This window comes from Streptomyces sp. AV19 (assembly GCF_015999245.1).
In the GTDB taxonomy this organism is placed as follows: Bacteria; Actinomycetota; Actinomycetes; order Streptomycetales; family Streptomycetaceae; genus Streptomyces.
Map to the genome: position 1 here is coordinate 122,764 of NZ_JAEAMR010000006.1, position 25,330 is coordinate 148,093.

A 25,330-nucleotide genomic window follows, 5' to 3' on the forward strand; every position below is an offset into this window, starting at 1 on the left:
CAGCCTGCCCGCAGCCGGGAGGTTTGGCAAGAAGATCTTCCGGCCCGCCGGGGCGGATGAGGAGCTCGCCGGCGGTGGCGGCTCACCGGCCTCTTCGCCCGGCCCGACGCCCGGGCCGGCGGGACGCCACCGGACGCCGAGGATCCGCTTCTTGCCCCGCCGCGCGACTCGCATCCTGCGCCAACCCGCCACCTGCGCCCGGGACTTAGCCGCCGCACTGAGCCGCACCCGCGACTCGGGACGGACCACCGCCGCCGGCGTCCTCGCCCAGCCGCGCGCCCGGCGCGAGCCCGCCGTCTGCGACGGCGCCGAGGGCGACCGGGGCCGGCGCCGCGGCACAGGCGATGACCGGCGCGGTACGGCTCCGCAGAACCCGGCACGGGACTGCGCCGACGTCACACCGTCCCCGCTTCGCCTCGCGTTGCCGCACGCGGGGCAGGCCAGGTGGCGGCCTGCCCCTGACCGGCTCAGCCCTCGTGCGCGTGCGCGTCGGGGTCGGGGAGCGGGGTGCCGGTCTCCAGCAGGGTCTTGAGGCTGGACAGGATCAGGGGCCAGGCCCCGCTGCACATGCCGATCATGACGCCGTCCGGGTCGAAGCCTTCGTGGGCCATGGTCAGGCGGGTCATGGCCCCGGTCGGCTCGATGTCGAAGGCGACCTTGGTGCGGGGCTCTGCGGCGAGTTCGGCACGCAGGCCTTCGCTCACGCCGACGGCCTCGGCCCACTGCGGTGTGAAGGTGTGCCAGGTGTAGGCGAGGCGCCGGTGCGGGGTGCTGTCCAGGACGATCTGCTCCGGGTCGGCGGTGTGGCCGCCGAGCTCGTCCCAGGTCATCGGCGAGCCGGCCTTCCAGTCGGTGTCGAAGCGTACGCCCCAGTACTGGCTGGTGAGTTCGGGGTCGGTCAGGCCCTGCCAGACCCGCTCGGGCGTGGTGTTGATGTAGGTGGTGTGGGTGATGGTGCCGTTGTTCATGGCGGTGGCTCCGGTCTCGTGAGGGGATCCGGGGGCCGGACCTGTCGGGGCGCGCCCGCGCCCCGACAGGTCCGCCGGATGGGGGGCCGGGCTCAGATGCCGAACGGGGCGGCGTAGCGGACGGTGCCGGAGGGCAGGGGGCGCTCGTCCAGGCCCATGGCCATCATGGCCTCGTCCGGTACCTCGATGGTCAGGCCGATGCCGTGTGTCGAGGCGCGGGTGAAGCCGAACCGCGGGTAGTAGGCGGGGTGTCCGAGGACGGTGACGGCGTGTTCGCCCATGCCCTTGGCCGCGTCGAGTGCGTGACGGATGGCGGCGGAACCGGCGCCGGTCTTCTGGTACTCGGGGAGTACGGCGACGGGGGCGAGGCACAGGGCCGGGGTGTCGTCGATGTGGCAGCGGGTCAGCAGCGCGTGTCCGACGACCTTGTCGTCTTCGGTGGTGGTGACGACTGACAGGCCGTCGATCCAGGACGGGTCGGCGCGCAGGGCGTCGACGAGGTCGGCCTCGAGCGGGGTGTCGAAGGCGGCGAGGTTGACGGCGCGGACGGCCGGGATGTCGGCCTCGGTCTCGGCGCGGGTGTGCCAGTGGTGGGTACGGGTGCTCATGGTGAGATCACGTTCCGTTTCGTGACGAGTTCTTGTGGTCGTGGTGGCGTCCGCGTGCTCTGCGGTGCGGATCGCCGGACGTGGTGGTGGGTGAGCCGGGGCGGCGGGCCCCGGGCCCGGGACGCCATGGGCACCGGCTACTGCTGCCGACCCTCGAAGCGGCGCATGGCCCGCCGGTGGCCGGTGACGGTTCTGCGGAACCCGGAGCGTTCGCCGGTGGGCCGGGCGGTGCCGCGCAGGCCCGGGGTGTCGATGAGGACGTCGCCGTGGGGCATGGGCGGCGGTTCGCGGTGGACGGTGGTGTGCCGGCCCTTGCCGTCGGCCGCTCGTACGGGGGCGGTGTCCATCCGGTCCTCGCCCGGCAGGGCGTTGGCCGGGGTGGACTTGCCCGCGCCGGACGGGCCGGGCAGCACCGTGGTGCCGGTGACGGTCGCGGTCAGGACGTCCAGGCCCTCGCCGCTGACGGAGCCGGTGGCGACGACGGCCGCAGCGCGGCGGCCTCCGCGCGGGCGCGTGTTCGGGCAGGGCCGCGGCGATGCGGATCTCCGCCCGGGCGGAAGTCCGGGCTCGTCGGATGCTCGTCGGGGGTGCGTGTCCACCGCGCCGGTACAGGCGGGACCGGTACAGAGGGGATGGCCGGTCGCCGTGGTTCACGCCGGGTGAGGGTGCGGGGTGGTTCGGTGGGCGGGCAGCCATTGCTCGGCGTAGGCGACGGCTTCCGCGAGCGGGAACAGCCGTGTGACTGCCGCACCGACCATGCCGTGCCGTACCGCGGCGGGCCGGTCGGCTTCGAACGCGGCTCCCAGGGCGGGGAAGTCGTCCGCGTCGGTGGCCGGGACACGTACGGTCGTCCAGGTTCGGCCCGCCTCGGTGCGGGCGGCGAAGGAGACGTCTTCCAGCGGGTGCGGGACGCGGTACTCGGCGAGGTGGAAGCAGGAGCACACGTCGAAGCCGACGCCGAGCAGCAGGACGTGGGCACCGGCCTCCTCCAGGCGGGCCAGCGGGCTGGACTCACCGAAGAGACTGTCGGGCGCGTGGCCGTCGGAGACCTCCCGGGCCCGGGGGCCGAGCGCGGCGAAGGACGCCTGCGGATGCGCGCTGCGTACCGCCCCGGGCCAGCACCTGACCGTCTCCGCGATCACCCCCATGCCGAAGGACCGGCTGACCCGCGGGTCGTAAGCGGGTATCACGTCGCGGATGGCCGGCCACCACTGCTCCGGAACGGGCGGGTTGCCCCACTCGGCGGGATCGGAGTTGTCCCCCGTCATCGTCGGAACGACGAGCGTTCCCTCCGGCCCGAGCACGTCGAGGAACGCCCGGACGACGGCCACCGGACCGCCGGCCACCCAGCCCAGCGATGCGAGGGAGGAATGCACCAACAGGGTCCGGCCGGGTCCGGCCCCGGCCGCGCGCAGATCGGCGGCCAAAGAGTCACGCGTGCACAAAGGCCCGGACACGGGGGATGGGTTCACAGCGGAAGTCCTTGGGATGAGAGGTGTCGCACAAGGGGGTGGTGGGGTCAGTGGACGATGGAGACGATCCGGCAGGCCGCCTCCGCCAGCCGACGGTCACCGTCGATGCGGGCCCGGGCCGACGCGGCGTCCGGCCGGACGCCCCGCGTGCACAGGCGCCACGCGGTCTCCGCGTCCAGGCACACCCGGGCGGCGGGCCGCCCGCCGTCCGGCTCGGCCAGGGACCAGCGGGACCCGGTGGCGGTGACGGTCCAGGTGCCGCCGGCCGGGCCGTCGACAACCAACTGGATCTGCGTGCCGACGGGCGCCGTGGTGTCGCGCAGGGTGTGGGGCAGGGCCCGCATGAAGGTGTCCAGGACGACGGACAGGAAGCGCGGGTCGGGATCCGTGCCCCGGCCGGTCGCGTGGCGGATCTGCTGGCGGTGGGTCCAGAACTCGGTGAAGTCCCGGGCGCTGTCGAGCCACATCGGGGACGGGTCGGCACCGGCCCAGGACACGCCCAGCGAAGGGGCGTCGGGGTCGGTGGTCTCGAAGAACCGGGCGGTCTGCCCGCCGACCAGGTCCAGGGTGTCGGTGAGCGCGGCCGGACTCACCCGGGCGTGGGCGTCCACCCATTCCTGGTTGATCCGGTGGATGAACGCCTCCAGCGTTTCCCCCGGCGCGAACCCGGGACCCTCCCGGTGGCCGTCACGGTCCCGGGCGAGACGCCCGTAGAAGTCACCGAGGAGGTGCGCGGCCAGATCGCGCACGGTCCAGCCCGGGACCGCCTCCTTGCCCCAGTCGGCGGGCGCCAGGCCGCGCAGTGCGGCCATCAGCGCCGCGTGCTCGGCGACGAACAGGGGCCGGGCGTCGATCGGGGCACCGAGCCAGGCATGGCCCGGCATGTCGTTGGGCCGGGAGGTCATGGGTAAAGCCTGCCGGCCGGGCGCCCGGCCGGCCACTGAATATCCCGTTCGCGGCGGTCATGGCGCGGGCGGGAAGGACTGCGGGCCCCGGCCGCCGGCACGGCCGTACGCCGCCGGGCACCCGGAACGGGCTGCCGGGCCCATTCGTACGACTCGTCGTCCCCTGCGGCCTCGCGGTCGTGGCCGTCGGGCAGGGAACAGGTCGCGGTTCGCGGAGTCCCGGTTCTCCACGGCCTGCGGGCCCTCGTGGATCTCCCGGCGCGGTGCGGGAGTTCGCCGCGCCGCCGCGGCTCCCCCTGCCCGCCACCGCGCCCGGCCTGCTCGCCCCGGCGACCGCGGCCTTCCGTCACGACCATGGACGACCGGCCGTTCACCTCGGCGGAATGCAGTCGGTGGGCGGCCTTCCCTCGGGCCAGGAGATCTTCACGAACCGGGGGCTGCCGTCCGCGGACAGTTCCATGACGGGCACCGCCTTGTTGTACGGGTTCCCGTGCACGTCCAGGCAGATCCACCCGCCGGCGCCCTCCACCCGCTGGGGTCCCATCAGCCGGGGCCACTCGTTGGCCACGGTGACCAGCCCGGGCACGTGGCCCGGGTCCGGCGTGCGGATGCCCTGCACGGCGGTGGCCATCGCGTCGTAGGCGACGATGGCCTGGCCGTCCGTGAGGTCGCCGTACTTGAGGGTCCCGATCCCCAGGTCCACTCCCCTGGCGGCCAGCCGGGCGAAGGTGTCGTAGGTGCTCCGGGAGCCGCCGGCGGCGGGCGCCGAGGCGTCGCGCCAGGCGTCGGGGTGGGCGAGGGCCGTGTAGCGGACGGTGACCTTGTGCTTGACGGCGTTCCTGTCCAGCTCGGTGTCGCTGCCGAGGTACGAACCCTCGTCACCGGTCAGGACGGTCACCGGCCGGTCCTGGCAGGGGCGCGCGCTCAGCGCGTTGATGAACTCGCGGAGCTGGGCGTGCCGGCCCGCGAAGAAGACGTTCTCCGCGTCCTTCGCCCCGCAGACGAACAGCGCGATCTGCCGGGCGGTGCTCGCCGTGCTGCCGGTGTCGGTGGAGTCGATGGGCTGCGGCTGGTACGGGGAGTCGGCCAGGAGCCGGTCGAACACGTCGCGCAGGGTGCGGGCGTAGCGGTCGTCGGGGTTCCGGTCGTGGACGAGCAGCGACTTCCTGGGGTCCGTCCGGCCGAAGTGGGTCAGGGCGCGTGCCTCGTCGCGGTTGGTGGGGACGACGCGGGCGAGGCCCGGGAAGGGCTCCTGCCGGTCGTTGTTGGTGATGTCGTCGGCCGTGATGGTCGTCCCGACCACGGGAACGTGCTTCCTGGTCAGCGCGGTCACGGCGTCCTTCGTCGCCTGGTCGCTGGTGGCGATGCCGGTCACGGCCCGCAGCCGGTCGGGCCCTTCGGTCATGGCGATCAGCCGGTCCACGACCGGCCGCCAATGGGCGCTGTCCTTGCCGGTGTTGGCCAGGACCAGGCGGATCGCCGGCCGTTCCCCGTTGGACTCGTGGTTGGCCCGGTACTGCTGGAGGAACGCCCCCTGCACCGCGTGCAGGATCGTCGAGCGGCGGGTGGGGTCGTCCGAGAGGAACGGCATCATCACGGCGACGGTCGCGTACGTGCCCGGCTCCAGAGCGGCGTTCTCGCGCGCGATGGCCTCCCCGACCTTCCCCAACTCCTTGTTGCCGAAGACGAATCCGTCCCCGGACACCCCGACGCACTCCTGCTCCGGGCCCGTCTTCCCGACCCCGTCGGCACAGGAGGTGTCGGGGTGGAAGAAGCCCCAGGCGAACCAGGCCGCGCCGCCGAGGACGGCCACGGCGGCGGTCACGGCGACGATCCGGGTGAGGAGGTTGGGGGCGAACAGGTCGCGGAAGGCGTCCACCAGTCTGTTCATCAAGCGCTCTCCGGATGCAGAAGCGGACGGGGAAGGAAGCGGACGGGGAAACCGGTTTCAGAAGGTGCACCGTTGCCCGGCGCCGAGCGCCCACTCCCTCGATGCCTGCCACAGGACGTCACTGCCGGTCCGGTGCAGGTCGGAGAGGCGCGCGAGTTCGTGGGACATCCTCTCGACGACCCTGGCGTCGTGGAGCGCCAGCGGGTCCCGGACCAGCCACACGGCGTGCAGCAGCCGCTGGATCCGGAAGTGGAGGACGGGGTCGTCGTCGTGGTCCGGGGGCGGCTGCCGGGGGTCCGTGGCCCCCAGGGCGACGGCCCCCCGGTGGTCCGGGACGGCGAAGTACGGTGCCGAGGTGATCGCGAGGAGTTCGTCGAGCCACTGCCGGGCCGGCACCTCGGGCCGCCGGAAGGCGTCCCGGAGGTGGACCACCGCGGACTCGGCCCGGCCGAGGGCGAGTTCGTGGTGCAGCCGGAGGGGCAGGGACGGGATGTGCGGGCGGCCGCGCCACTCGCCGCTCGCGTGGTAGTCGCGCAGGGTGTGGTGGACGGCCCGCCAGCTCGCGGAGTCCGGGTCCTGGCGGTACAGCCGGTGCAGGAGCGCGGACCGCAGCAGGAGGTCGGCGACGAAGAGGTCCGGGTCCTCGTCCCAGCCCTCCCTGCGCAGCAGGTCCTTGGCCCGGTGCATGCCGTTGACGCCGCCCCGGGACTGCAGCCGGACCGCGGCGAGGGCCTCGGCGGAGCCGGGGTCGCGGGCGGCGGCGAGGATCACCAGGCCCTCCAGGCAGTCCGCCGGCACCAGCCGGTGGAGCAGTTCCGCGCCGGTGGTCCGCCCGGTGCCCTGGGCGGGCGCGTCCAGGAGGGCCCCCGGGGTGGCCTCCCGGCCGTCCGGCAGCCGGTCCACCGCCTCGGCCAGCAGGCGGACGGCGAGCGGGCGGCCGCCGGTGAGGCAGTGCACGGCGCGGTACAGGCCGGCGGGCCCGCCGCCGGGCGCGGCCTCCACCCGGTCGAAGATGCGGCGCACGTCCTCGGCCTCCAGCGCCGGAATCGGCGCGGCCAGGACCCCGGATCCGGGCTCCGGGCCGCGCCCCCAGCGGCCCGGGCGGGCGAGCTCCGCGAAGCGCAGGCGCACCGCGTGCTCGGGTGCCGCGGTGGCCGCGCCGCGCCGCGCGGCGATCACCACGGTCCCGTCGCGGCCGCCCTCGTGCCGGTCGTGCAGCACGGACTCCAGGATCCGGCGGCCGGGTTCGGCCTGTGCGTTGTCGAGCAGGACCAGCGGGCGTCCGATCCTGCGCAGGCGGCCCACGCCGGCGTAGGCCGCGGCAAGGTCGGCGCGCAGGGCGCCGGCCAGATGGCGTTCGGCGACGGCCCGGTGTCCGTCGCCCCGGTGGAAGTGCCGGCCGAGGAGGACCAGCCCGCGCGCGGTGTTCCCGCCCGCGTTGGGGTAACTCCCGTACCAGTCGGCGGCCTTGCGCTGGCCGCGGTTGAACAGCTCCTCCAGGAGCGATTCCACGGTCGCCTCGACGACGATGTCGACGGCGGGTATGCCGGTGGTGGCCAGGGTGCTCAGCTTGGTGACCACCTTGTTCAGCCAGGTGCGGCCCTGGTTGTCCCACCAGGAGTCGGGCGCGAGGAGCAGCCCGAGCCTCACGGCCTCGGCCCGGATCCGCTCGTCCTCGTCCGGCGCCCAGCCGCTGCTGGCCGCCGCCAGCAGCCCGGCGGCCAGCCGGGGGAAGCGCACCTCGCCGGCGCCGCGCACCTTGGGCACGAGCTGCTCGCCCAGGGCGTAGAGCGCCTCGGTCACCGGTGTCCACGGCGCACGGCTCCCGTGCGGCGGGCCGGCGAACTCCGGCGACTCGCAGTCGATCAGGGCGACGGGGAGGTGCCCCCGGTAGGTGTTCCGCAGCTGTTCGAGCACGGCGGTCTTGCCGGTCCCGCGGGCGCCGGTGAGGAGCACCACGGGCAGGTCGTCGCCGTACTCCAGGCGGGCGCGCCGGTGCTCCGGCGTCAGCCCGACGAGCCGGGGCACGAGCCCCGTGAGCAGAGCGTCACGCCCGTACATGCGTACCCCCCGGCATGTCCGGCCCCCGGCCGCCACGGCGTCCCGGCCGCCCCGGCAGCACCCGCGGGAAGAGTTTCACGGTGGATCGAGGGTAGTCACAGCCGGGCCGTCAGCCTAGGGATTTCACTCCGGTGACAGCCGAATCCGACTGCGAATAAAGGGAGTTGTCGACTCCAGTGGCTGCAACAGCCCCTCCAGCCCCTCGCTGTGCGCAGGCAGCCCCTGGGCGGACGGCCACCCGCTCAGCGGGCGGAATCGACGTTGTCGATCGTCGACGAAGGAAGTGCGCGGCGGGACGTCCGGGGCCACCCCGTCGCACCCCGGACGGCGTGAGCGTGGAAGGCAAATCGCGAGGGGCGCCCGGGTCGGCCCCTTACTTGCTGTGCACGATCTGGATCAGGTTGCCGCAGGTGTCGTCCAGAACCGCAGTGGTGACCGGGCCCATCTCCAGCGGCTCCTGGGTGAAGCGCACCCCGAGCCCGCGCAGCCGGCCGTACTCCGCTCGCACGTCGTCCACGGCGAAGGACGCGGCCGGGATGCCGTCCCGGACCAGCGCCGTCTTGTACGGCTGCACCGCGGGGTGGCCGGAGGGCTCCAGCAGCAGTTCGGTCCCGTCGGGGTCTTCCGGCGAGACCACGGTCAGCCACCGGGCCTCGCCCAGCGGGACGTCGTGCTTCTTCACGAAACCCAGGACGTCGGTGTAGAAGCCCAGGGCCTTGGCCTGGTCGTCGACGAAGACGCTGGACAGATGAATCCTCATGGGCGTGCCCTCCGGTGCTTCGGGCCTGAGCCATCGGGTCACGATCGCTCTCTGTGGCCCATACGACAGGGTGGCCCATACGGCAGGCCAGTGAAGACTTGCCTATCGCATGGGGCGCCCTGCCGCCACCTGATCGAAGAGGCGGGCGAAGAATTCGTCCCGCAGCTGCCTTGTATGAGGGTTCCGTGACAAAGATGGACTCACGGGACGATTCCGGAACCTCTCGTACCAGCGCGCTCATCCAGAAGGACGGAACTGACCGTCTCGCCGCCTTTCGGAGCAGGAGCAGCAGGATGTCGAATTCACCCACCGGGGTCTACCGGTCCCGGGGCCGCCGCCGTGCGTCCCGTGCCCGGCGCTGGCTCGTCGTCGTGGCGTCCGTCGCCGCGCTCGGGCTGATCGCCTGGCCGGTGATGAGCTACTACGAGATCCCGCCGTTCACCGACAAGGGTGATCCCGTCAGCTACGGCCGGGCCGACGGCGCGAACGGCGGGAAGCCCGCCGACTCCGGGACCCTGATGCCCACGGGCCCGGACGCCGACTTCCGCAATGCCGGTACGAAGAGCGACGGCACGAAGATCAGCGTGGTCACGCTGGACGGCAAGAAGTCCGGGTTCAAGGGCAAGGTGTGGGTCTGGGCGCCCAAGGAGTACACCGACGACCCGAAGTTCGCGAAGAGCGGCTTCCCCGTGCTGATCGCCCTCCCCGGCGGCCCCGGCTACGAAAGCAACTACTGGATCGGGCCCTTCGACACCCCGGACAAGCAGAAGGTGTCGCTGCAGAGCAGCATCTCGAAGTGGTACCACGAGGGCACCAGCAAGCCGTTCCTCCTGGCCATGCCGGTGCTCAACCCCGGGCCGGACGACAAGGGCATCTACTGGGACGCCAGTGACATCCCCGGCCAGCAGAAGATGGGCACCTGGCTGACCGAGGACGTCCCGGACCTGATGAAGGCCAACTTCCGCACGATCAAGTCCCGTGACGGCTGGGCCTATATGGGCTCGTCCACCGGCGGCTTCGCGAGCCTGAAGTCCGTACTGAAGCACCCGGACAAGTTCAAGGCGGCCGTGGCCAACGGCCCGGACATCGTGCCCGACTCGCCGCTGTGGCGCGGCCACGCGAAGGAGATGCGGGAGAACAACCCCGAGGTCCTGGCCGAGCAACTGGCGGACACCAAGGGGCCGGACGTCTACCTCGCCTTCCAGTACGGGACGAAGGAGAACGGGAAGATGATCAGCGACGTGAAGAAGTTCATCGCCACGTACGGCAAGGGACCGGTCCACACCAAGCTCTGGGAGATACCGGGCGGCTCGCACAACGCCGGAACGTACCTCTCGAACATGCAGAATCCGCTGAAATGGATCAGCGACCAGCTGGAAGGACCGACGCCCACGACGTCCTGAGGATGCCGGCCGCTACTCGCCGGCTGTCCGCCCGGGCGCTGCCGCGGCCCGGATGAGCCGGCGGAGCGCGCCGTAGTAGACCTCGTGGTCGGTCACGGCGGGCAGGATCGCCGGAAGGTGGCCGGTCAGCGTCGGGAACTCCTCCGGGTCGAGTGCGGCCAGGGCCCGCCGGGTGGTGGCCTGGGCGGACTTCGGGTCGCGGTGGTCGACGAAGCTCGCGCTGCCCAGGGTGAGCAGGTAGAGCCGCCGGTACGTGACGATCGCGTCCTCGGGGGTCATGCCGGCCGCGAGGGAGTCGGCGAGCTGCGGCTCCACCAGCCGCCCCAGCAGCTGGCGGCCCAGCCAGGGCCGTCCGCCGCGCAGGGCGACCAGGCCCGGGTGGGCGGTCAGCAGCTCGTACAGCGCGGTGAACCGCCGCTCGGTGGCGCTCGCCCAGTCGGTGCCGGGCTCGATGTCGGGCAGGCCGGCGGCGAGGTGGTCGGTGACGAGGTCCAGCAGCCCGGCCAGGTCGGTGCACCGGCGCTGGAGGGACGCGACGGAGATGCCCAGCGCGGCGGCCAGCGTGCGGAAGCTGAGCGCTGCGGGCCCGTCCCGGTCCACGATCAGCAGGGCTTGCTCCGCGATCCGCTCGGGAGTCGCGCGGGTCAGGGAAGTGGATTGCCTCGGCATGAGAGACATCGTACGGTACGGCGTATCGATCACGCCTGGTCGTGGCCGTCCCACTTCACAGGAGCAACACGGTGCACCAACTCACGTACGGCGACATCAAGGCCGCCACCGGCCGGATCGCGGGGCGCGTCCGCCCGGTCACCCTCTCCCGCCTCGACCCCGGCGCGATCCGGGGCGACCGGCCCGAGGAGCCGTGCGAGATGTGGCTGGCGCTGGAATTCATGCAGCACACCGGCTCGTTCAAGGCCCGCGGCGCGCAGAACTTCGTCCAGGCCCACCGGGACGCCGGGACCCTGCCGGATTCCGGGGTGACCATCGCCTCCGGCGGCAACGCCGGCCTCGCATGCGCCTGGGCCGCCCGGCAGCAGGGCGTTCGGGCCACGGTCTTCCTCCCCGGGACCGCTCCGGCGGTGAAGGTGGACAGGCTCCGCGGGTACGGCGCGGACGTGCGCCTGGTCGGCTCGGAGTACGCCGAGGCGCTGGCCGCGTGCGAGGACTTCGCCGCCGCCACCGGCGCGCTGGCCTCCCACGCCTACGACCACCCCCTGATCGCCGCCGGGGCCGGCACCCTGCTGGAGGAGATCCACCGGCGGATACCGGACCTCGACACCGTCGTGGTCGCGGTCGGCGGGGGCGGCCTCTTCGCCGGGGTCGCCACCGCCGCCCGGCACCACGGCATCCGTACCGTCGCGGTCGAGCCGGAGAACTGCCGGGCGCTCGACGCCGCCCTCAAGGCCGGGCACTTGGTCGACGTGACCGTGGACTCCGTCGCCTCCGACTCCCTCGGCGCCCGCCGCGCCTCCGCCATGGCGTTGCACGCCGCCCGGCAGGACGGCGTCCGCTCCGTGCTGGTGCCGGACACCGGGATCGTCCGCGCCCGCCAGGCACTGTGGGACGACCAGCGCATCGCCGTCGAGCACGCCGCCGCCACGGCCTTCGCCGCCCTCACCTCACCGGGCCAACACATACCGGGCCGCGGCTACCGGCCCGAAGCGGGCGAGAAGGTCTGCGTGGTCCTCTGCGGAGCCAACACCGACCCGACCGACTTGGTCAACCGCCCCGCCGGGCACTGACCGGACAGCCCGAAGGAAGCATCAGGGCATCGCCCTGTCGACGAAGCGCTGGGGCCAGGGCGCGCCCCCGTGACCGGCGCCGCGGCCCGGCGTGACGGCCGGGGAAGAGCCGGCCGGGCCTCAGGGCATTCGCGGAGGCCGACGGTGACCGGCCCCGGCATCACCGCTCGTCGCGCAGCGCCCGGGCGAGTGCCGCGCGCGACGTGATGCCGAGCTTGGGGAAGATCTTGTACAGGTGGGCGGCCACCGTGCGCGGGGACAGGCGCAGTTGCTTGCCGATGTCCTTGTTCGTCAGGCCCGTCGCGGCGAGTTCGGCTATGCGCAGTTCCTGGCCGGTCAGGAGTGCGTGTCCGGCGCCGGCCGGGCCCACGCGGTGTCCTGCCGCGCGCAGTTCCTGGGCGCAGCGCTCCTCCCAGGGCCGGGCGCGCAGTGCCCGGAACGTCCGGTGGGCCTCGCGGAGGACGTCGTGGGCCTCGGAGCGGCGGTGGCGGCGCAGCCAGGAGCCGTGGGACAGGCGGAGGCGGGCGAGTCCGAAGGCCCACTGGTCCGCGCCGGGTACGGCGCAGGCGTCCCGGTAGCGGGCGTCGGCCTCCTCGTCGGGCGCGGCGAGGGCGGTGGCCGCGGCGAGGAGGAAGGCGTGGTGGGCGGAGATCTCCGTCATCCGTGCCGCGCGCCCCGCGGCCAGGTGCGCCCGGGCCTCCTGCCGTCGCCCGGTGTGGACGGCAGCGTCCACGAAGTCGAAGAAGGGCAGGTGGAACCAGGGCAGGCCGCGCGGCAGGACGCCCGGCGGTGTGAGCGCCGCCAGGTCGCGGTAGGCGTCCTCGTGGCGGCCGTGGGCCAGGGCCGCGAGGGCGTTCAGGTGCGTGAGGTGGTCGGTGACGAATCGCATGCCGGCGCGGGACGCCACCGGTCTGATCCGCCGCTCGGTCTCGCGCAGGGCCTCCTCGTCGCCGCGTCCGGCGGCGAAGTGGGCGTAGTAGTGCCGGAACAGCAGCGCGTTGCAGTGGTAGCCGAGTTCCTCGGCGGTCTCCGCCTCGCGCAGGCAGTCGTCCGCCGCGTCCCAGTTGCCGCGCAGGAAGTCCTGGTAGCAGCGGGCCTTCGCGACCGATCCCTGGGTGGCGTAGGCGTGTTGTCCCCGGATGCGCCGCCACATGTCGTCGTCGGCGAGGTCGACCGCCGAGGCGGTCCACAGCAGGAGCCAGGCGCTCCCGGCTTCCTGCTCCTCGCTCAACTCCCTTACAAGTTGCCGCAGTTCCTCGGACACGCCGTGTGCGGTGCGGGCCGGGTCGGACCAGGCGCGGTGGCACAGCCGGGCCAGCGGGGACACGTTCTCCCGGTGGCGTTCCAGCGCGCTCCAGATCTGTGCGTCGTCGGTGTAGGTGGCGGCGAGCAGCAGCTTGAAGTAGGCCTGTTCGGCCAGTCCGCCGAAGGACTCCGCGCCGGGCGCGGCGAGGGCGTCGAGGGCTTCGGGCAGCAGGGTGCACGACGAGGCGAAGTCGACGCGGTGGCTCTGGTCGGCGTACACGACGGCGTAGGCGAACAGCGGGGCGATGTCGGCCGGCACGGGGGCCTGCCGCAGTTCCTCGACGAGCTTGACGGTGTAGGTGAGCCGGCCGCTCCGGGCGGCCATGACGGCCGCCCAGGTCAGCCGGCGGGCCCGGGAGCCGGGGTCGGCGCTGAGGGCGGCGGCCCGGTCGAGGAGCAGCGCCGCTTCGGCGTCGCCGCCGCGCCGGGCGAGCCGTCGGCCCGCTTCCTGGAGGCGGGCGGCGAGGTCCTCGTCGGGGACGAGTGCCGCGGAGGCCTCGTGGACCAGCCGGCGGGGGTCGTCCGCCGCCAGGCCCGACGCCAGGGTCCGGTGGGCTTCGCGCAGTTCGGGCCCGGGGGCCGCGGAGACGACGGCGCTGCGCACCAGCGGGTGCCGTAACGCCAGCCGCCCGGAGTCGTCCAGCCCGGCCAGCCCGCTGCCCTCGATCTCGTCGAGCACCGCCTCCGCGGCGTCCCCGGTGACCTCGTGCGGCCAGGTGCCGGTGGTGCCGGACGTCGTGCCGCCGCCGAGCGCGGTCAGCAGCAGGGTACGGGCGGCCGGGGCGGACAGGGAGCGCAGCCGGCCGGCGAACAGCCGCTCCAGCCGCTGCCCCAGCGGCAGCCGCTCGGGGAGGGGGACGATGCCCTTGAGGTGCTCCTCGCGCAGCTGGCGGGGCAGTTCCACGAGGGCCAGGGGGTTGCCGGCGGCCTCCCGCAGCACCCGGTCGGCGGTCGAGGCGGCCAGCCCGGGGTGCTGCCGGCGCAGCAGGGCGTCCGCGTCCGCGGAGGCCAGGGCGCCGACTTCGACGGGCTGCGCCGGCCACCCCTCCGGGGCGGCGCCGTCGGGACGGCACGTGCCGACGATGACGAGCGGCAGTTCCGCGATCCGCCGGTGGAGGAAGGCGAACACGGTCGCGCTGGAGGAGTCGGCCCAGTGCAGGTCGTCGATCAGGAGCAGCAGGGGTCGTCTGCGTGCCGCTTCCGCGAGCAGCGTCAGCGCGGAGGCGCCCACCATGAAGCCGTTCGGCGGGAGTCCTTCGCGCAGTCCCAGCGCGCATTCCAGCGCTTCCCTCCGACGTGGCGGCAGGGCTCGGGAACGCTCCAGCAGCGGCCAGAGCACCTGGTGCAGCGCCCCGAAGGCGAGCTCCGTCTCGGCCTCGGCGCCCACCGCCCGCAGCACGGCGAACCCGGCGTCGTGCGCCCGTGCCGCCGTCCACTCCAGCAGGGCGGTCTTGCCGATGCCCGCGTCGCCGCGCAGCAGTGTCGCCGAGCCTCCCGACCCGGTCCGCGCGTCGTCCAGCGCGTGGCTCAGCAGTGCCGTCTCCCGCTGCCGTCCCACGAGTCCGCCGCCACCGGCCAACGACACCACGGACGCTCCCCTGTCCCTCGGGCACTTCGGGGTGGTGCGCACCCCTCAGGAACACGCCGTGGTCCGGCGCGCGGCTCAGGATAGCGCCCGCCCGCCCCTTCAAGATCATCAAGGTGGGTGCGGCGGACAGCGGCCGGTCAGTCAAACGACCTACGGGCGTCCGGCGCGCCGGACGCAGGCTGGGGGCCGTCGATCCGGAGCGCCCGGCGCACCGGCATCCCGCCCGCTTCTCAGGGCCCGAGCGACATCAGGGAGAGCCATGAGCTCCGCGACCATGACCCCGATTACCCCGCGGCCCCTGGGCTTTCCGCGGATCCGTACGGTCGCGGGCCCGCCGTCGGTCGTGGTACCGGCGTCCGTCCTCCCACCGGCCGCCGGGACCGGCGACGAGGTCGTCGTCGCGGTCCACGCACGGGGTCTCGCGAGCTTCGTCCAGCGCGGCGAGGTCCTCGCGTGCGGCCCGCTGGACCTCGTCGTCCTCGACGCCGCCGTCCCGTTCGCCTTCCACGAGGCGGAGGACTTCGAGCTGCACCTCCTCGGCGTGCCCCGGCACGTCCTGGGGCTGGACCGGCTGGACGTCGAGCTGCTGTGCCGCCTCCACCCGCACACCCGCGGCACTGTGGCACCCCTGCTGGGCCCCCTGCTGCGGGACCTCGCCGCCACGGCACCGGGCCGGTCGCCGCGGTCGGCGGAGCAACTGGCCGCCTGCGTCGTCGGATTGCTCGGGACCCTCGCGGCCGAGGCGGGACTCCACGACGCCGACGCCCTCGGCACCGGGGACCGGCACGGCCTGCCGCCGCGCCTGCGGGCGTACGTGAACGAGCGTCTGGGGGACCGCGACCTCACGCCCGAGAGCATCGCGACCCACCACCACATCTCGACCCGTTCCCTCCACAAGGCGTTCGCCGCCGAGGGCACCACGGTCGGCCGCTGGATCCAGCGGCGCCGGCTCGAGGAATGCCGCAGGGAACTGGCCCGTCCCCAACCGGGCCGGCCCCGGCCGGCGGTGGCGGCGGTCGCGAAGCGCTGGGGGATCGCCAACCCCGCGTACTTCAGCCGGGCCTTCCGCGCCGCCTACGGCCTGACGCCGACCGCCTGGCGCGACGTCCGCGCCGAGCCGGAGGCGTGAACGGCCGGACCGGTTCGCCTTACACCGACTGGTCCACGCGTGGTTCGCGGATCTTCCAGCCCGGCCACGAAAAGATCCGGAATTCCCTGTTTCCGCAGGTCAGAGCGGTGCGTCGTTCCCCCCCCGTTCCCGGGGCGTCCCACCCGTTACCCGCCCTTCCGTCCCCGCAGCGGTCTCCTGGCAGCCCCTTCAGCAGAACCCGCAGGACCGACCAGCTCGCCCGCCGGGGCCACCCACACAACAGCGGGTTTCCGGTCAGGTGCGAACGTCCCGCTGCTGCACTTCCTTGAGCACATTCGCCACGGTCACAAAGTCGTTGTCCACGTGGAGGACGGTGTGACCGTGGTGCACCGCCGTCGCGCACACCAGCAGATCGAGGGCGGCCGCGGACCGGTGCTGTCCTTGTTGCGTGAGCTTGTACTGCGCGGTGTCCACCCAGCGCCACGCGTTCTTGGGGACCGGCGAGAGCCGGCACAGGGCGTCCAACTCCTCGGCCAGTTCGTCGCGGTGCGCCGGGCCGGTGGCCGAGTACAAGAACTCGGTCCTGGTGGGTTCGCAGATGTGGAAGACGCCGGCGGCGATGTGTCCCTCCCAGGGGAGCAACGCTCCCGGAACACGGAAGAGGTGCCAGAGGGCAGAGGTGTCGAGGAGGTACGTGATCACTCGAAGGCCGCCCGCCGGGCACGCTTGGCAGCCGCATGCGCAGCCGCTGCGGCCTCGAACTCACCTTGCTCACCCCGCGCAGCCAGCTTCTCGGCAGCTTCGAGCCGCTTGATCCGGGCCACGTAGTCCCGCAGGGCCGCGTTGACAGTCTCTTTCTTCGTGGAGGCGCCCATCAGTCGCATGGCTTCGGCCAGCGCCTCGTCATCGAGGTCGATCTGGGTTACAGACACGCCGATCACCCCACCTGTGAACCAACCGTATGTATGCATCCAAGATACATCACCAACATGACCCCGCCGACGGAACGAGCCGCACCGGCCGATACCCGCTGAAGCCGTAATCCGACAGGCCAAGCCTCCGCACACCCGGATCGACCATACAGACCTTGTACATCTATCTGCACTACTGCCGCATGGTGGGGCGAGCGGGGCTCGACTCACGACCGACGGATGGTGAGCCCGCCGGCCGTGCGCCACTCCCGCGGCGAGCGCCCGTACACCGTCCTGAAGACGCGGCTGAAGTGCGCCGGGCTGCAGAACCCCCAGCGCAGGGCCACCGCGGACACCGTCGGACCGGCCGTGCCCGCCGCCGGCCGGGCGAGTTCCTTCCCGCATTCCTCGACGCGGCGCCGCTGGATCAGCCTGCTGACGGTCACCCCCTCGCCCTCGAAGAGCCGGTGGAGGTAGCGGACGGATATGCGGTGGGCCCGGGCGACGGTCTCCGGCGTGAGGCCGGGGTCGTCGAGGTGCTCGTCGATGTAGCGGCGCACGACGGGCAGCAGGTGGTCGCGGGCCGCGACCGGACGGTCGTCCTCACCCTCCGCGTGCTCGTCCACGAGCGCGGCCAGGAGGTCGGCGACGTTGCCGGCCAGCAGGTCGCCCACGGCCGGGGCGACGCGCGGCGCGCGGTCCGCGAGGCGTTCCAGAAGGGGGGCCAGCAGCGCGGCCGTCCCCTCCCGTGGCGCGAGGGCACGCCCGGCCACCGTCCGCAACCGCGCCTCGGGCACGTCCGGAACCCGCCCGGGAAGCCGGAACAGCCGCTGCCGGAAGCGCTGTTCCTGCTCCAGGAAGAACGGCCGCCGCAGATCGATCACGGCCAGATCGCCCGGGAGCAGCGCGGTGCCGCGCCCGTCCTGCGTCAGGGCGGCGGTCCCGGCCTGCTGGAGGGCGACGACGATCCCGTCGGCGGGGGCGCCGTCGACGTGCCGGGACGTCCGGCTCAGGCGTACGGGGTCCGCCTCCAGCGACAGCACGCGCAAGTAGCCGAGGTGTTGTACGTCGAGCGTGCCGGCGAAGCCGTGCTCCTGCCGCGTCCTGGCCCGTACCGAGGCGGTCAGAGCCTGCTCGACGCCCTGCTGCCAGGTGGCGAGCCGTCCGTCACCGGGGAGGGGGGACGTCGCGGGGTGCGTGCGCATGGGGCTCCTTGGTTCCTGCTCGGTCGGCGGACTGCTCGGTCGGCGGCACACGGTCAGCCTGTACGCGGCGCACGGCGGTCCATTAGGTCATGTGACCGTCCTCTTCGCCCGGTTCAACGCCCCCGGCCGTGCGCCCCCGGGCAAGAACGTGTGCACGCGATGGCACGTCGTCGCCCCGGCACCGGCCTGGCGTCACGGCGGGCGCGGGCGGACTCGCCGAAGACGAGGTTGCCGTGCCGGTCGCCCCGGGCGGCCCGGACGAGCGCGAAGCCGGTGCGGCGGCCGTGCTCCAGGACGTACGCGGCGCCGTCGAACTCCCGCACCTCCTTGCGCGGCGAGGCGAGCGCGACGCCGCCCCGCCCGTCGTACCGCCGGGGCAGTCCGCCCTCGGCGGCCTGGGTGCCGACGCCGGCGGGGGTGCAGAAGGCGGGGATGCCGCAGCCGCCGGCGCGCAGGCGTTCGGCGAGCGTGCCCTGCGGGATCAGCTCGACCTCCAGTTCGCCGGCGAGGTACTGGCGCGCGAACTCCTGGTTCGCGCCGATGCAGGAGCCGGTCACGCGGGAGATCCGGCCCGTGGCGAGGAGGAGGGCGAGGCCGGAGCCCCTCGCCCCGCAGTTGTCGGAGACGACGCCCAACTCCCGGACCCCGCGCGCTTACACCGCCCGGATGAGGACGTTCGCCGCCACGCTATTCTTCTGCACACTGACGAACGAGTCGGCAGGAGGCGCACCATCTGCCGCAGTTCGGCGTCCTCAACGCGCCGATGGCCGAACCGGGCCTGGACCAGCGGACGGTGGGCGAGCGCGTGGGTCTCGACCGCTCGACGATCGCCGAGGCCATCGGCCGGCTCACCCGCCGGGGCCTGCTCGACAAGGTCCGCGACCCGGCCGACGGCCGCCGGTCCGTACCGCGCCTCACGGAGGACGGAGCCCGCACGCACCGCAAACTCACCGTGCGCACGGCCCGGATGAACCAGATCCTCCTGTCCCCGCTCTCCCCGCTCCCCCCCCCCGAGGAACAGGCGCTCTTCCCGTCCCTCATGCGCCGGGGTGTCGGACGCGGCGGAGCAACTGCGCAGTCCGGAGGCGCCACTTGCCGCGTCCTGACCCGGCCCTCTGCAGCCGCCCCCTTGGCAGGCACCGCCCCCTGTGCGAGGCTCGCCGACCACCATCGGCGACCGAGGAGGCCCCTCATGACGACCGCACAGGGCCACGACCCGACGATCTACCGCACCCCGGCCGACGCCGCCGCCGCGCCGCCGGAGAAGCTCGCCTACCTGGCCGGCTTCGACCGCACGGCACAGCGCCCGGACGCCCTGTTCACCCTCGACACCGATCCCGCGTCCGCCTCCTACGGACGTGTCCTGAGCATCTCCGAAGTCCCGGGACTCGGCGACGAACTGCACCACTTCGGCTGGAACGCCTGCTCCAGCTCGCTCGCCCACGCCGGCCACCACCACGCGGAACGGCGCTGGTTACTGGCCCCCGGCCTGCGCTCCTCCCGCATCCACGTCTTCGACACCCACCCCGACCCGGCCAGCCCCCGCCTGGTGAAGGTGATCGAGGCCGCCGAACTCGCCGACAAGGCCGGCTATTCCCGCCCGCACACCCTGCACTGCGGCCCCGACGGCGTCCTCCTCTCCTGCCTCGGCGGGGCCCACGGCGCCGACGGCCCCGGCGGCGTCGCCCTGCTCGACCACGAGACCTTCGACGTCCTGCGCGCCTGGGAGACCGACCGCGGGCCGCAGCGGCTGGCGTACGACGTGTGGTGGCACCTCAACCACGACATCGCGGTGACCAGCGAGTGGGGCACCCCTTCGATGATCGAGGACGGCGTCGACCCCGAGTTGCTGCTCGGCCGCGAGTACGGCCACGCGCTGCACTTCTGGGAACTCGGCGCCGGCCGCCACCTCCAGCGCGTCGACCTGGGCGACGAGCACCAGATGACGCTGGAGCTGCGCCCGGCCCACGACCCGACGGCGGCCTGGGGCTTCGTGGGCGTCGTCGTGAACGTCGAGGACCTGTCGGCGTCGGTGTGGCTGTGGCACCGGGAGAAGGACGGCCGGTTCGCCGTCCGCAAGGTGATCACGATCCCGGCGGAGCCGGCGAAGGCGGAGGACCTGCCGCCCGCGCTGCGCCCGTTCGGCGCGGTGCCGCCCCTGGTCACCGACATCAACCTGTCCGTCGACGACCGCCGGCTGTACGTCTCGGCGTGGGGGACGGGCGAGTTGTTCCAGTACGACGTCAGCGACCCGTTCCGCCCGCGGCGCACCGCGTCCGTCCGCCTGGGCGGCGTCGTCGACCGCGCACCGCATCCGGCGGCGCCGGACCTGCCGCTGTCGGGCGGCCCGCAGATGGTCGAGCTCAGCCGCGACGGCCGCCGGGTCTACCTGACGAACTCGCTGTACGGCTCCTGGGACGACCAGTTCTACCCGGACGGCGTCGAGCCCTGGCTGGCCAAGTTCGACGTGGACCCCGTGCGCGGCGGGCTCGTACCCGATGTGCGGTTCTTCCCGCGCGGCGCGGAGTTCCGGGGCCGCCGCGTCCATCAGGTGCGGTTGCAGGGCGGCGACGCGTCGTCCGACTCGTACTGCTTCACCTGATCCTGGGCGGCGGTGCGCCGCCGGACGTCGGCCATCAGTTTCTCCAGCAGCGTGGTGAGGACGTCGCGTTCGTCCGCCGAGAGATCGCTGACGAGTTCGGCCTCGCGGCCGAGGACGGCGTCGACGGATCGCTCGATGAGCGCGTGCCCGTCGGGCGTGAGGGACACCAGTATGGTCCGGCGGCCGGTGGTCCCCGGTGTCCGCCGGACGAGGCCGTCCCGTTCGGCCCGGGCGACGCGCTGCGAGATCGCCCCGGCGGTGACCAGGGACAGCCGGGCGATCTCGCGGGTGCTGAGGGTGTAGGGCGGGCCGGAGCGGCGGATGACGGACAGCAGGTCGAGGGTGGCCGCGTCGATCCCCGCTTCGCGCAGCACCTGGTTGCGGTCGTTGGCGAAGAGCTTCCCCAGCCACCATATGGGCGTGACGATCTCGATCGACCCGGTCGGCGTGCCGGGGCGTTCCCGCCGCCAGGCGGCGGCGATCTGCGCTGCGGGGTAGGAGGGTACGAAGTCCCCTGTTGCGGAAGTGGTGTTGGCCACAGTGCGGTCCTTGCGAGGCGGGTGCGGGATACGTTTAGGTCTAAACGTAGCAGTGAGCAGGAGGTCCGATCCTTGTCCCGCACCGTGCTCGTCACCGGAGGAACCAGCGGCATCGGCCGCGCCGTCGCCGCGCGGTTCGCCGCCGACCAGGCGGAGGTCCACATCACGGGACGCCACGCCGACACCGTCGGACAGGCCGCCGAGGAGCTGGGGGTGCACGGCGCGGTCTGCGACGCGACCGACCCCGCCCAGGTCGCGGAACTCGCCGCCCGCTTCGGCAGGTTGGACGTCCTGGTCAACGCGGCCGGCGGCCTGCCGTCCGTCGGGGGATCGACCCTGGAGGCGGTACTGGCCGAGTGGCAGGCCAACTTGGCCCAGAACCTGCTGAGCGCGGTCCTGACCACCACCTCGGTCCGCGGCAAACTCGCCCCGGGCAGCTCCGTCATCAGCATCGGCTCGATCGGGGCCGAGCGCCGAGGCGGCTCCTACGGCGCGGCCAAGGCCGCACTGGCGGCCTGGAGCGCCTCACTGTCGGCCGACCTCGGCCCCCACGGCATCACCAGCAACGTCATCGCCGCGGGCTACATCGCCGGCACCAACTTCTTCCAGGGCCGGATGACGGAGGAACGCCACAACGCGCTGGCCGAGGAGACGCACATCAAGCGCCCGGGCACGGTCGAGGACATCGCCGGGACGACGCACTTCCTCGCCTCGCCGGGAGCCCGGCACATCACCGGCCAGACCATTCACGTCAACGGCGGTGCGTTCACGACGCGGTGACCTCGGCCCCTCGGGGGGGGATCCGTTGCAGTCCCACTTTGCGGATGAGCGCGGCGACTACCTGGACGACGAACGCTTTGCGGGGTGGGCAGTCGGGACGGAGTGTGAATTTCGGTCTTGCGGTTTGTGCGCGCCGGCGGGGGCCGCCGCAGTCGCGCCCGCTCCAATGCCATGGGAGTCGTGCCCTGCCACTGGGCGGGCATGTAGAGCCTGCGTTCCGCCAGCAGCCGGCCCGTCCCACTCGCTGCCGGGCAGGCGACTGGCCGGCCAAGCCGGTACCGAGCCGTCGAGGCCGTCGCCGGGCGGGCGGGCGACCGACGTCCTGGCCCGCGACGGCGTGATCACGGAGATCCGCCCGGACATCGACGCCCCGACGGCGCACGGATCATCGACGCCGACGGCGCGATCGTGCTGCCCGGCTTCATCGACACCCACCGGCACATGTGGCAGGCCGCCCTGCGCGGGGTGGGCGCCGATATGACGCTCGAGGGCTACTTCTCCCGGGTCGCCGGGGACCTCGCCGCCCAATTCACTCCCGACGACGTGCACTTGGGCCAGGCCCTGAGCGCGTACGCCGCCCTGGACGCGGGCGTGACCACCGTCCAGGACGTGGCCAACATCCACGCCCCCCCGAACACTCCGACGCCGCCCTCCAGGCCCTGCGCGCCACCGGGCTGCGCACGGTCCTGGCCTACGGCCATTCCTTCGCCGCCCGGCGCACCGACCGCGTCGCCCCCGACGGCCTCTCACGCGACGCCGCCCGGCTGCGGACCCTCCTCTTCGACGACGCGGCCCTGGTGACCATGGCGCTGGAGGTCACCACCGGCAGCGAGGAAGGAACCCTGGCCAACTGGCGCCTGGCCGCCGAACTCGACCTGCCCGTCGCCCTGCACGTCCTCGGCCGGATCGGCGAAGAACCGCCGCTCACCATGCTGCGGCGGCTCGGCCTGCTCGCCGCGCACGGCCGGCGCGCCACCTACATCCACGCCACCGACCTGGACGCCTCCCAGTACGCCCTCATCCGTGACAGCGGCGGCCACCTCTCCATCACGCCGGCGATCGAGATGCTGATGGGCCAGGGCTATCCCCCGCTCCTCGACGCGCTCGACGCGGGACTCGCCCCCAGCCTGAGCGCCGACGTCGAAGTCACCGTCCCCAGCGACATGTTCACGCAGATGCGCGCCGCGCTCCAGGCCGTACGCCAGGCCGCCCACGCCCGCGCCCGCCTCGACGGCTCGGGCCCCGTCATGGTCACCGCCGGGCAGGTCCTGTCCTTCGCCACCATCGAGGGCGCCCGCGCCCTGGGCCTGGACGACCGCACCGGCTCCCTCACCGTCGGCAAGCAGGCGGACCTGATCGTGCTCTCCACCGGCCGTCCGGGAATGCGTCCCGTCCACGACCCGGCCGCCGCCGTGGTCCTGGCCGCGGACCGGGGCGACGTCGACACCGTCGTCGTCGCCGGACGCGTCGTCAAGGAAGGCGGCCGCCTCCTCGACGCGGACGCCCTCCCGCGCCTGTACCGGCAGGCGGACGCCTTGCGCGGCCGCCTCGCCGCACCGGAGCGGTAGCCGCTCCCCCGCCCGGCCTCGCCCGGCCGGGCGAGCACGGCTCAGATTCTGTGGTCGATCTTCTTCTCCCGCATCAGCTTCTCCAGCTCCGCGTCCGACAGCGGGTGCAGAGTGTCCAGGAGACGGCGCAGCCCGGCTTCGCCGAGGGTCTGGCTGGTGACCTCGGCCTCCGCGTTCCGGAGGCGGCGGGTGAGGGTGACGGCGCGGGTGCCGTCGGGGAAGCCGCGGACCGTGAGCATCCCGCCGTGCGCGTCCACCGTGCAGGCCTCGTCCTTCTCCGCGGGCTCGGGGCATCGGGGCGCCGGCGTGAGCGGCGGGCGCACCGTGAGGCCCACGTACCCGGACTGGTCCTGCCCCTGCCGGACGGAGCGGTAGTCGACGCCGAAGGAGGCGGGGCCGGCCACGGCACGGGACACCTCCATGCCCCGCGGCGCGGCGCCCAGGTACAGCAGCTCCGGATGCTCCCGGTACCGCGCGGCCTCCGCCTCGTGCCGGCGCTCCTGCGCCTGTGCCGGGCCGACGAAACCCCCGTAGGCGACACCGGCCGCCAGCACGGCCAGCGCCCCCAGCCGCACCCGCCGGCTCGGCACGAAGAACGCCGCGGCCACGGCGTACGGCACCCCCGTCAGCGCGATCCGGGTACTGGCGCTCCCCAGGTCGACGTCCCCGCCGTAGGCGGCCAGACCTGCCAGGACGCCGAGCGTACCGAGGACGAAGACCAGGACCGCCCAGCCCAGCCGCTTGGGCACGGAGCCGCACAGCGGCACCACGGTCCGCACCGGTACGCCCGCCATGGCCAGCAGGCCCAGCGCCAGCGGCACACCCAGCGCGAAGACCGGCACCGTCGCACCGGCCCCACCGCCCCAGGCCGTCACCACCAGCCCGAAACCGAGCGTCGGCACCACGGCCGCCATCAACGCCCAGACCAGGAGGAGATGCAGGACCGCCGGCGCCCCTCTGCCACTTTTCATACTGCTCATACCGCGAAGCCTGTCAGCCGGCGTCCTGGCGCACATGAGTACGCGTACTCAGCGCGGAACCCCGAGCGGAGGACGGCTGCCGGCGCGCTGCGCCCCGCGCTCAGGCACGGTCGGCCCGGAAGTGCCACATGGTGAGCTGGATGCGGCCGTCCGCGTCGCGGGGCCAGGGCCGGTCGCCCGCCGGGCGGCGGTCCTCGCCCGAGAGGGCGGCGATCCTGTCGTTGATCTCCCGCAGGACCTCGGCGGTGAACGAGGTGGAATACAGCGCCTCTTCGACATCGACGATGTTCCAGTGCAGGCCCAGCCGGCCCTGGAGCTCGTTCCGGTCTACGCGGGTGGGGACGGGGTAACCGTTGTCGAGGTCCTCGCCGAAGGTGAACAGATGGAGCCGGGCTCCCGGCCGGCAAACCCGGTGCAGGGCGGCCAGGTGCTCCGTGCGCGCCCCTTCCGGCAGGCAGTGGTAGAAGGCGCTGCTGAGAACAGTGTCGAACCGGCCGTCCAGACCGTGCAGACCAGCCGCGTCGCCGACGAGGAACTCGGCCTCGGCCCCCTGTTCCGCGGCGCGCTCCACCGCTTGCCCGATGGCCGTCGGCGAGATGTCGATGCCGGTCACCTCGTGGCCGCTCCGGGCGAGGAAGATCGCGTTGTCACCCTGGCCGCACCCGACGTCGAGGACCCTCCCGCGCACCTCACCGGCCTCCTCCAGCCCGACCAGGACCGGTTGGGGCGCGCCGATGTCCCATGGCACCCGGTCGAAGAGCACGGGCGCGCCCTCGGCCACGGGTTGTCCCTGGTACGCCGCATCGAAGTTCACGTCGCTGACCGAGATATCCCGCTCCGGGTACTCGAATGTCATCGCATCTCCCTTCCACGACCGGTTGCTTCGGGCAGGCGGCAGAGTAGTCCGCGGGCCGGTCGGCCGACAGGCCGTCCAGGCCCGGAGGGCCCTCTC

Annotated in this window: 23 protein-coding genes and 2 pseudogenes; 8 read left to right on the forward strand and 17 right to left on the reverse strand. The window is 73.4% G+C overall.

Annotated features, from left to right (window positions below; translation table 11 throughout):
- Positions 1–467: 467 nt before the first annotated feature.
- From I5Q34_RS08350 to I5Q34_RS08385, 8 genes are all read right to left on the reverse strand, one after another.
- A complete protein-coding gene (locus I5Q34_RS08350; RefSeq protein WP_199891551.1) occupies positions 468–968 on the reverse strand; it encodes an SRPBCC family protein in 501 nt (166 codons plus the stop codon).
- 92 nt (positions 969–1,060) lie between these two features.
- A complete protein-coding gene (locus I5Q34_RS08355; RefSeq protein WP_199891552.1) occupies positions 1,061–1,576 on the reverse strand; it encodes a GNAT family N-acetyltransferase in 516 nt (171 codons plus the stop codon).
- A gap of 137 nt (positions 1,577–1,713) precedes the next feature.
- Positions 1,714–2,175, reverse strand: coding sequence for a GTPase RsgA (rsgA, locus tag I5Q34_RS35745; protein ID WP_199891553.1), 462 nt, complete (start codon positions 2,173–2,175; stop codon positions 1,714–1,716).
- Positions 2,176–2,226: 51 nt separating this feature from the next.
- Positions 2,227–3,048, reverse strand: a complete 822-nt coding sequence (locus I5Q34_RS08365) for an aminoglycoside N(3)-acetyltransferase (RefSeq protein ID WP_199891554.1) — start codon at positions 3,046–3,048, stop codon at positions 2,227–2,229.
- Between the two features lie 47 nt (positions 3,049–3,095).
- Complete coding sequence (locus I5Q34_RS08370) at positions 3,096–3,953, reverse strand: maleylpyruvate isomerase family mycothiol-dependent enzyme (RefSeq protein WP_199891555.1); 858 nt, start codon at positions 3,951–3,953, stop codon at positions 3,096–3,098.
- 370 nt (positions 3,954–4,323) lie between these two features.
- Complete coding sequence (locus tag I5Q34_RS08375; RefSeq protein WP_199891556.1) at positions 4,324–5,844, reverse strand: ABC transporter substrate-binding protein; 1,521 nt, start codon at positions 5,842–5,844, stop codon at positions 4,324–4,326.
- A gap of 57 nt (positions 5,845–5,901) precedes the next feature.
- Positions 5,902–7,905 carry a hypothetical protein gene (locus I5Q34_RS08380; protein WP_199891557.1) on the reverse strand — a complete coding sequence of 668 codons (2,004 nt, stop codon included), beginning with the start codon at positions 7,903–7,905 and terminating at the stop codon, positions 5,902–5,904.
- 373 nt (positions 7,906–8,278) lie between these two features.
- Complete coding sequence (locus I5Q34_RS08385) at positions 8,279–8,665, reverse strand: VOC family protein (RefSeq protein ID WP_199891558.1); 387 nt, start codon at positions 8,663–8,665, stop codon at positions 8,279–8,281.
- Positions 8,666–8,958: 293 nt separating this feature from the next.
- On the opposite strand from I5Q34_RS08385, the gene I5Q34_RS08390 reads away from it, so the two are divergent.
- Positions 8,959–10,068 (forward strand): esterase family protein, encoded by a 1,110-nt coding sequence (locus I5Q34_RS08390; RefSeq protein ID WP_199891559.1) that lies wholly within the window; start codon positions 8,959–8,961, stop codon positions 10,066–10,068.
- Between the two features lie 12 nt (positions 10,069–10,080).
- Here the strand turns inward: I5Q34_RS08390 and I5Q34_RS08395 are convergent, their stop codons facing one another.
- Positions 10,081–10,737, reverse strand: a complete 657-nt coding sequence (locus I5Q34_RS08395; protein WP_199891560.1) for a TetR/AcrR family transcriptional regulator — start codon at positions 10,735–10,737, stop codon at positions 10,081–10,083.
- A gap of 71 nt (positions 10,738–10,808) precedes the next feature.
- Here I5Q34_RS08395 and I5Q34_RS08400 point away from each other — a divergent pair, with 71 nt between their 5' ends.
- Complete coding sequence (locus I5Q34_RS08400) at positions 10,809–11,810, forward strand: threonine/serine dehydratase (protein ID WP_199891561.1); 1,002 nt, start codon at positions 10,809–10,811, stop codon at positions 11,808–11,810.
- 160 nt (positions 11,811–11,970) lie between these two features.
- Here the strand turns inward: I5Q34_RS08400 and I5Q34_RS08405 are convergent, their stop codons facing one another.
- Positions 11,971–14,703 carry a LuxR family transcriptional regulator gene (locus I5Q34_RS08405; RefSeq protein ID WP_307811658.1) on the reverse strand — a complete coding sequence of 911 codons (2,733 nt, stop codon included), beginning with the start codon at positions 14,701–14,703 and terminating at the stop codon, positions 11,971–11,973.
- Positions 14,704–14,977: 274 nt separating this feature from the next.
- Here I5Q34_RS08405 and I5Q34_RS08410 point away from each other — a divergent pair, with 274 nt between their 5' ends.
- Positions 14,978–15,832 carry a helix-turn-helix domain-containing protein gene (locus I5Q34_RS08410; protein WP_234428612.1) on the forward strand — a complete coding sequence of 285 codons (855 nt, stop codon included), beginning with the start codon at positions 14,978–14,980 and terminating at the stop codon, positions 15,830–15,832.
- A gap of 255 nt (positions 15,833–16,087) precedes the next feature.
- Here the strand turns inward: I5Q34_RS08410 and I5Q34_RS08415 are convergent, their stop codons facing one another.
- From I5Q34_RS08415 to I5Q34_RS08430, 4 genes and pseudogenes are all read right to left on the reverse strand, one after another.
- Entirely contained in the window at positions 16,088–16,495 is a 408-nt protein-coding gene (locus tag I5Q34_RS08415) for a PIN domain nuclease (protein ID WP_199891563.1), read from the reverse strand.
- Positions 16,492–16,725 (reverse strand): type II toxin-antitoxin system VapB family antitoxin, encoded by a 234-nt coding sequence (locus tag I5Q34_RS08420; protein WP_199891564.1) that lies wholly within the window; start codon positions 16,723–16,725, stop codon positions 16,492–16,494. Before I5Q34_RS08420 ends, I5Q34_RS08415 begins: the two co-directional genes overlap by 4 nt.
- Before the next feature lie 206 nt (positions 16,726–16,931).
- Complete coding sequence (locus I5Q34_RS08425; RefSeq protein WP_199891565.1) at positions 16,932–17,909, reverse strand: helix-turn-helix domain-containing protein; 978 nt, start codon at positions 17,907–17,909, stop codon at positions 16,932–16,934.
- 203 nt (positions 17,910–18,112) lie between these two features.
- A pseudogene (locus I5Q34_RS08430) lies at positions 18,113–18,559 on the reverse strand (CoA transferase subunit A); the annotation flags it as partial.
- 68 nt (positions 18,560–18,627) lie between these two features.
- On the opposite strand from I5Q34_RS08430, the pseudogene I5Q34_RS08435 reads away from it, so the two are divergent.
- Together I5Q34_RS08435 and I5Q34_RS08440 are read left to right on the forward strand one after the other, a co-directional pair.
- Positions 18,628–19,015 (forward strand): annotated as a pseudogene (locus tag I5Q34_RS08435) (MarR family winged helix-turn-helix transcriptional regulator); the annotation flags it as partial.
- A gap of 86 nt (positions 19,016–19,101) precedes the next feature.
- Complete coding sequence (locus I5Q34_RS08440; protein ID WP_199891566.1) at positions 19,102–20,511, forward strand: selenium-binding protein SBP56-related protein; 1,410 nt, start codon at positions 19,102–19,104, stop codon at positions 20,509–20,511.
- Here I5Q34_RS08440 and I5Q34_RS08445 read toward each other — a convergent pair.
- Positions 20,457–21,050 carry a MarR family winged helix-turn-helix transcriptional regulator gene (locus tag I5Q34_RS08445; protein ID WP_199891567.1) on the reverse strand — a complete coding sequence of 198 codons (594 nt, stop codon included), beginning with the start codon at positions 21,048–21,050 and terminating at the stop codon, positions 20,457–20,459. The genes I5Q34_RS08440 and I5Q34_RS08445 overlap by 55 nt on opposite strands.
- Positions 21,051–21,122: 72 nt before the next feature.
- Here I5Q34_RS08445 and I5Q34_RS08450 point away from each other — a divergent pair, with 72 nt between their 5' ends.
- The 3 genes from I5Q34_RS08450 (at position 21,123) to I5Q34_RS08460 (ending at position 23,398) form a co-directional block, all read left to right on the forward strand.
- A complete protein-coding gene (locus I5Q34_RS08450; RefSeq protein ID WP_199891568.1) occupies positions 21,123–21,830 on the forward strand; it encodes an SDR family NAD(P)-dependent oxidoreductase in 708 nt (235 codons plus the stop codon).
- A 408-nt stretch (positions 21,831–22,238) separates the two neighbouring features.
- Positions 22,239–22,631, forward strand: coding sequence for an amidohydrolase family protein (locus tag I5Q34_RS08455; RefSeq protein WP_199891569.1), 393 nt, complete (start codon positions 22,239–22,241; stop codon positions 22,629–22,631).
- Positions 22,517–23,398 carry an amidohydrolase family protein gene (locus tag I5Q34_RS08460; RefSeq protein WP_347343468.1) on the forward strand — a complete coding sequence of 294 codons (882 nt, stop codon included), beginning with the start codon at positions 22,517–22,519 and terminating at the stop codon, positions 23,396–23,398. Before I5Q34_RS08455 ends, I5Q34_RS08460 begins: the two co-directional genes overlap by 115 nt.
- Positions 23,399–23,439: 41 nt before the next feature.
- Here I5Q34_RS08460 and I5Q34_RS08465 read toward each other — a convergent pair whose 3' ends face one another.
- Both I5Q34_RS08465 and I5Q34_RS08470 read right to left on the reverse strand, forming a co-directional pair.
- A complete protein-coding gene (locus I5Q34_RS08465) occupies positions 23,440–24,378 on the reverse strand; it encodes a hypothetical protein (RefSeq protein WP_234428613.1) in 939 nt (312 codons plus the stop codon).
- Between the two features lie 100 nt (positions 24,379–24,478).
- Positions 24,479–25,234 (reverse strand): class I SAM-dependent methyltransferase, encoded by a 756-nt coding sequence (locus tag I5Q34_RS08470; protein ID WP_199891571.1) that lies wholly within the window; start codon positions 25,232–25,234, stop codon positions 24,479–24,481.
- Positions 25,235–25,330: the final 96 nt, after the last annotated feature.

Bases quoted from the DNA above. Each gene is read 5' to 3' on its own strand.
- I5Q34_RS08350 (WP_199891551.1), bottom strand. From the start codon at position 968: ATGAACAACGGCACCATCACCCACACCACCTACATCAACACCACGCCC.
- I5Q34_RS08355 (WP_199891552.1), bottom strand. From the start codon at position 1,576: ATGAGCACCCGTACCCACCACTGGCACACCCGCGCCGAGACCGAGGCC.
- I5Q34_RS08370 (WP_199891555.1), bottom strand. From the start codon at position 3,953: ATGACCTCCCGGCCCAACGACATGCCGGGCCATGCCTGGCTCGGTGCC.
- I5Q34_RS08375 (WP_199891556.1), bottom strand. From the start codon at position 5,844: ATGAACAGACTGGTGGACGCCTTCCGCGACCTGTTCGCCCCCAACCTC.
- I5Q34_RS08380 (WP_199891557.1), bottom strand. From the start codon at position 7,905: ATGTACGGGCGTGACGCTCTGCTCACGGGGCTCGTGCCCCGGCTCGTC.
- I5Q34_RS08385 (WP_199891558.1), bottom strand. From the start codon at position 8,665: ATGAGGATTCATCTGTCCAGCGTCTTCGTCGACGACCAGGCCAAGGCC.
- I5Q34_RS08390 (WP_199891559.1), top strand. From the start codon at position 8,959: ATGTCGAATTCACCCACCGGGGTCTACCGGTCCCGGGGCCGCCGCCGT.
- I5Q34_RS08395 (WP_199891560.1), bottom strand. From the start codon at position 10,737: ATGCCGAGGCAATCCACTTCCCTGACCCGCGCGACTCCCGAGCGGATC.
- I5Q34_RS08410 (WP_234428612.1), top strand. From the start codon at position 14,978: ATGACCCCGATTACCCCGCGGCCCCTGGGCTTTCCGCGGATCCGTACG.
- I5Q34_RS08425 (WP_199891565.1), bottom strand. From the start codon at position 17,909: ATGCGCACGCACCCCGCGACGTCCCCCCTCCCCGGTGACGGACGGCTC.
- I5Q34_RS08440 (WP_199891566.1), top strand. From the start codon at position 19,102: ATGACGACCGCACAGGGCCACGACCCGACGATCTACCGCACCCCGGCC.
- I5Q34_RS08465 (WP_234428613.1), bottom strand. From the start codon at position 24,378: ATGAGCAGTATGAAAAGTGGCAGAGGGGCGCCGGCGGTCCTGCATCTC.
- I5Q34_RS08470 (WP_199891571.1), bottom strand. From the start codon at position 25,234: ATGACATTCGAGTACCCGGAGCGGGATATCTCGGTCAGCGACGTGAAC.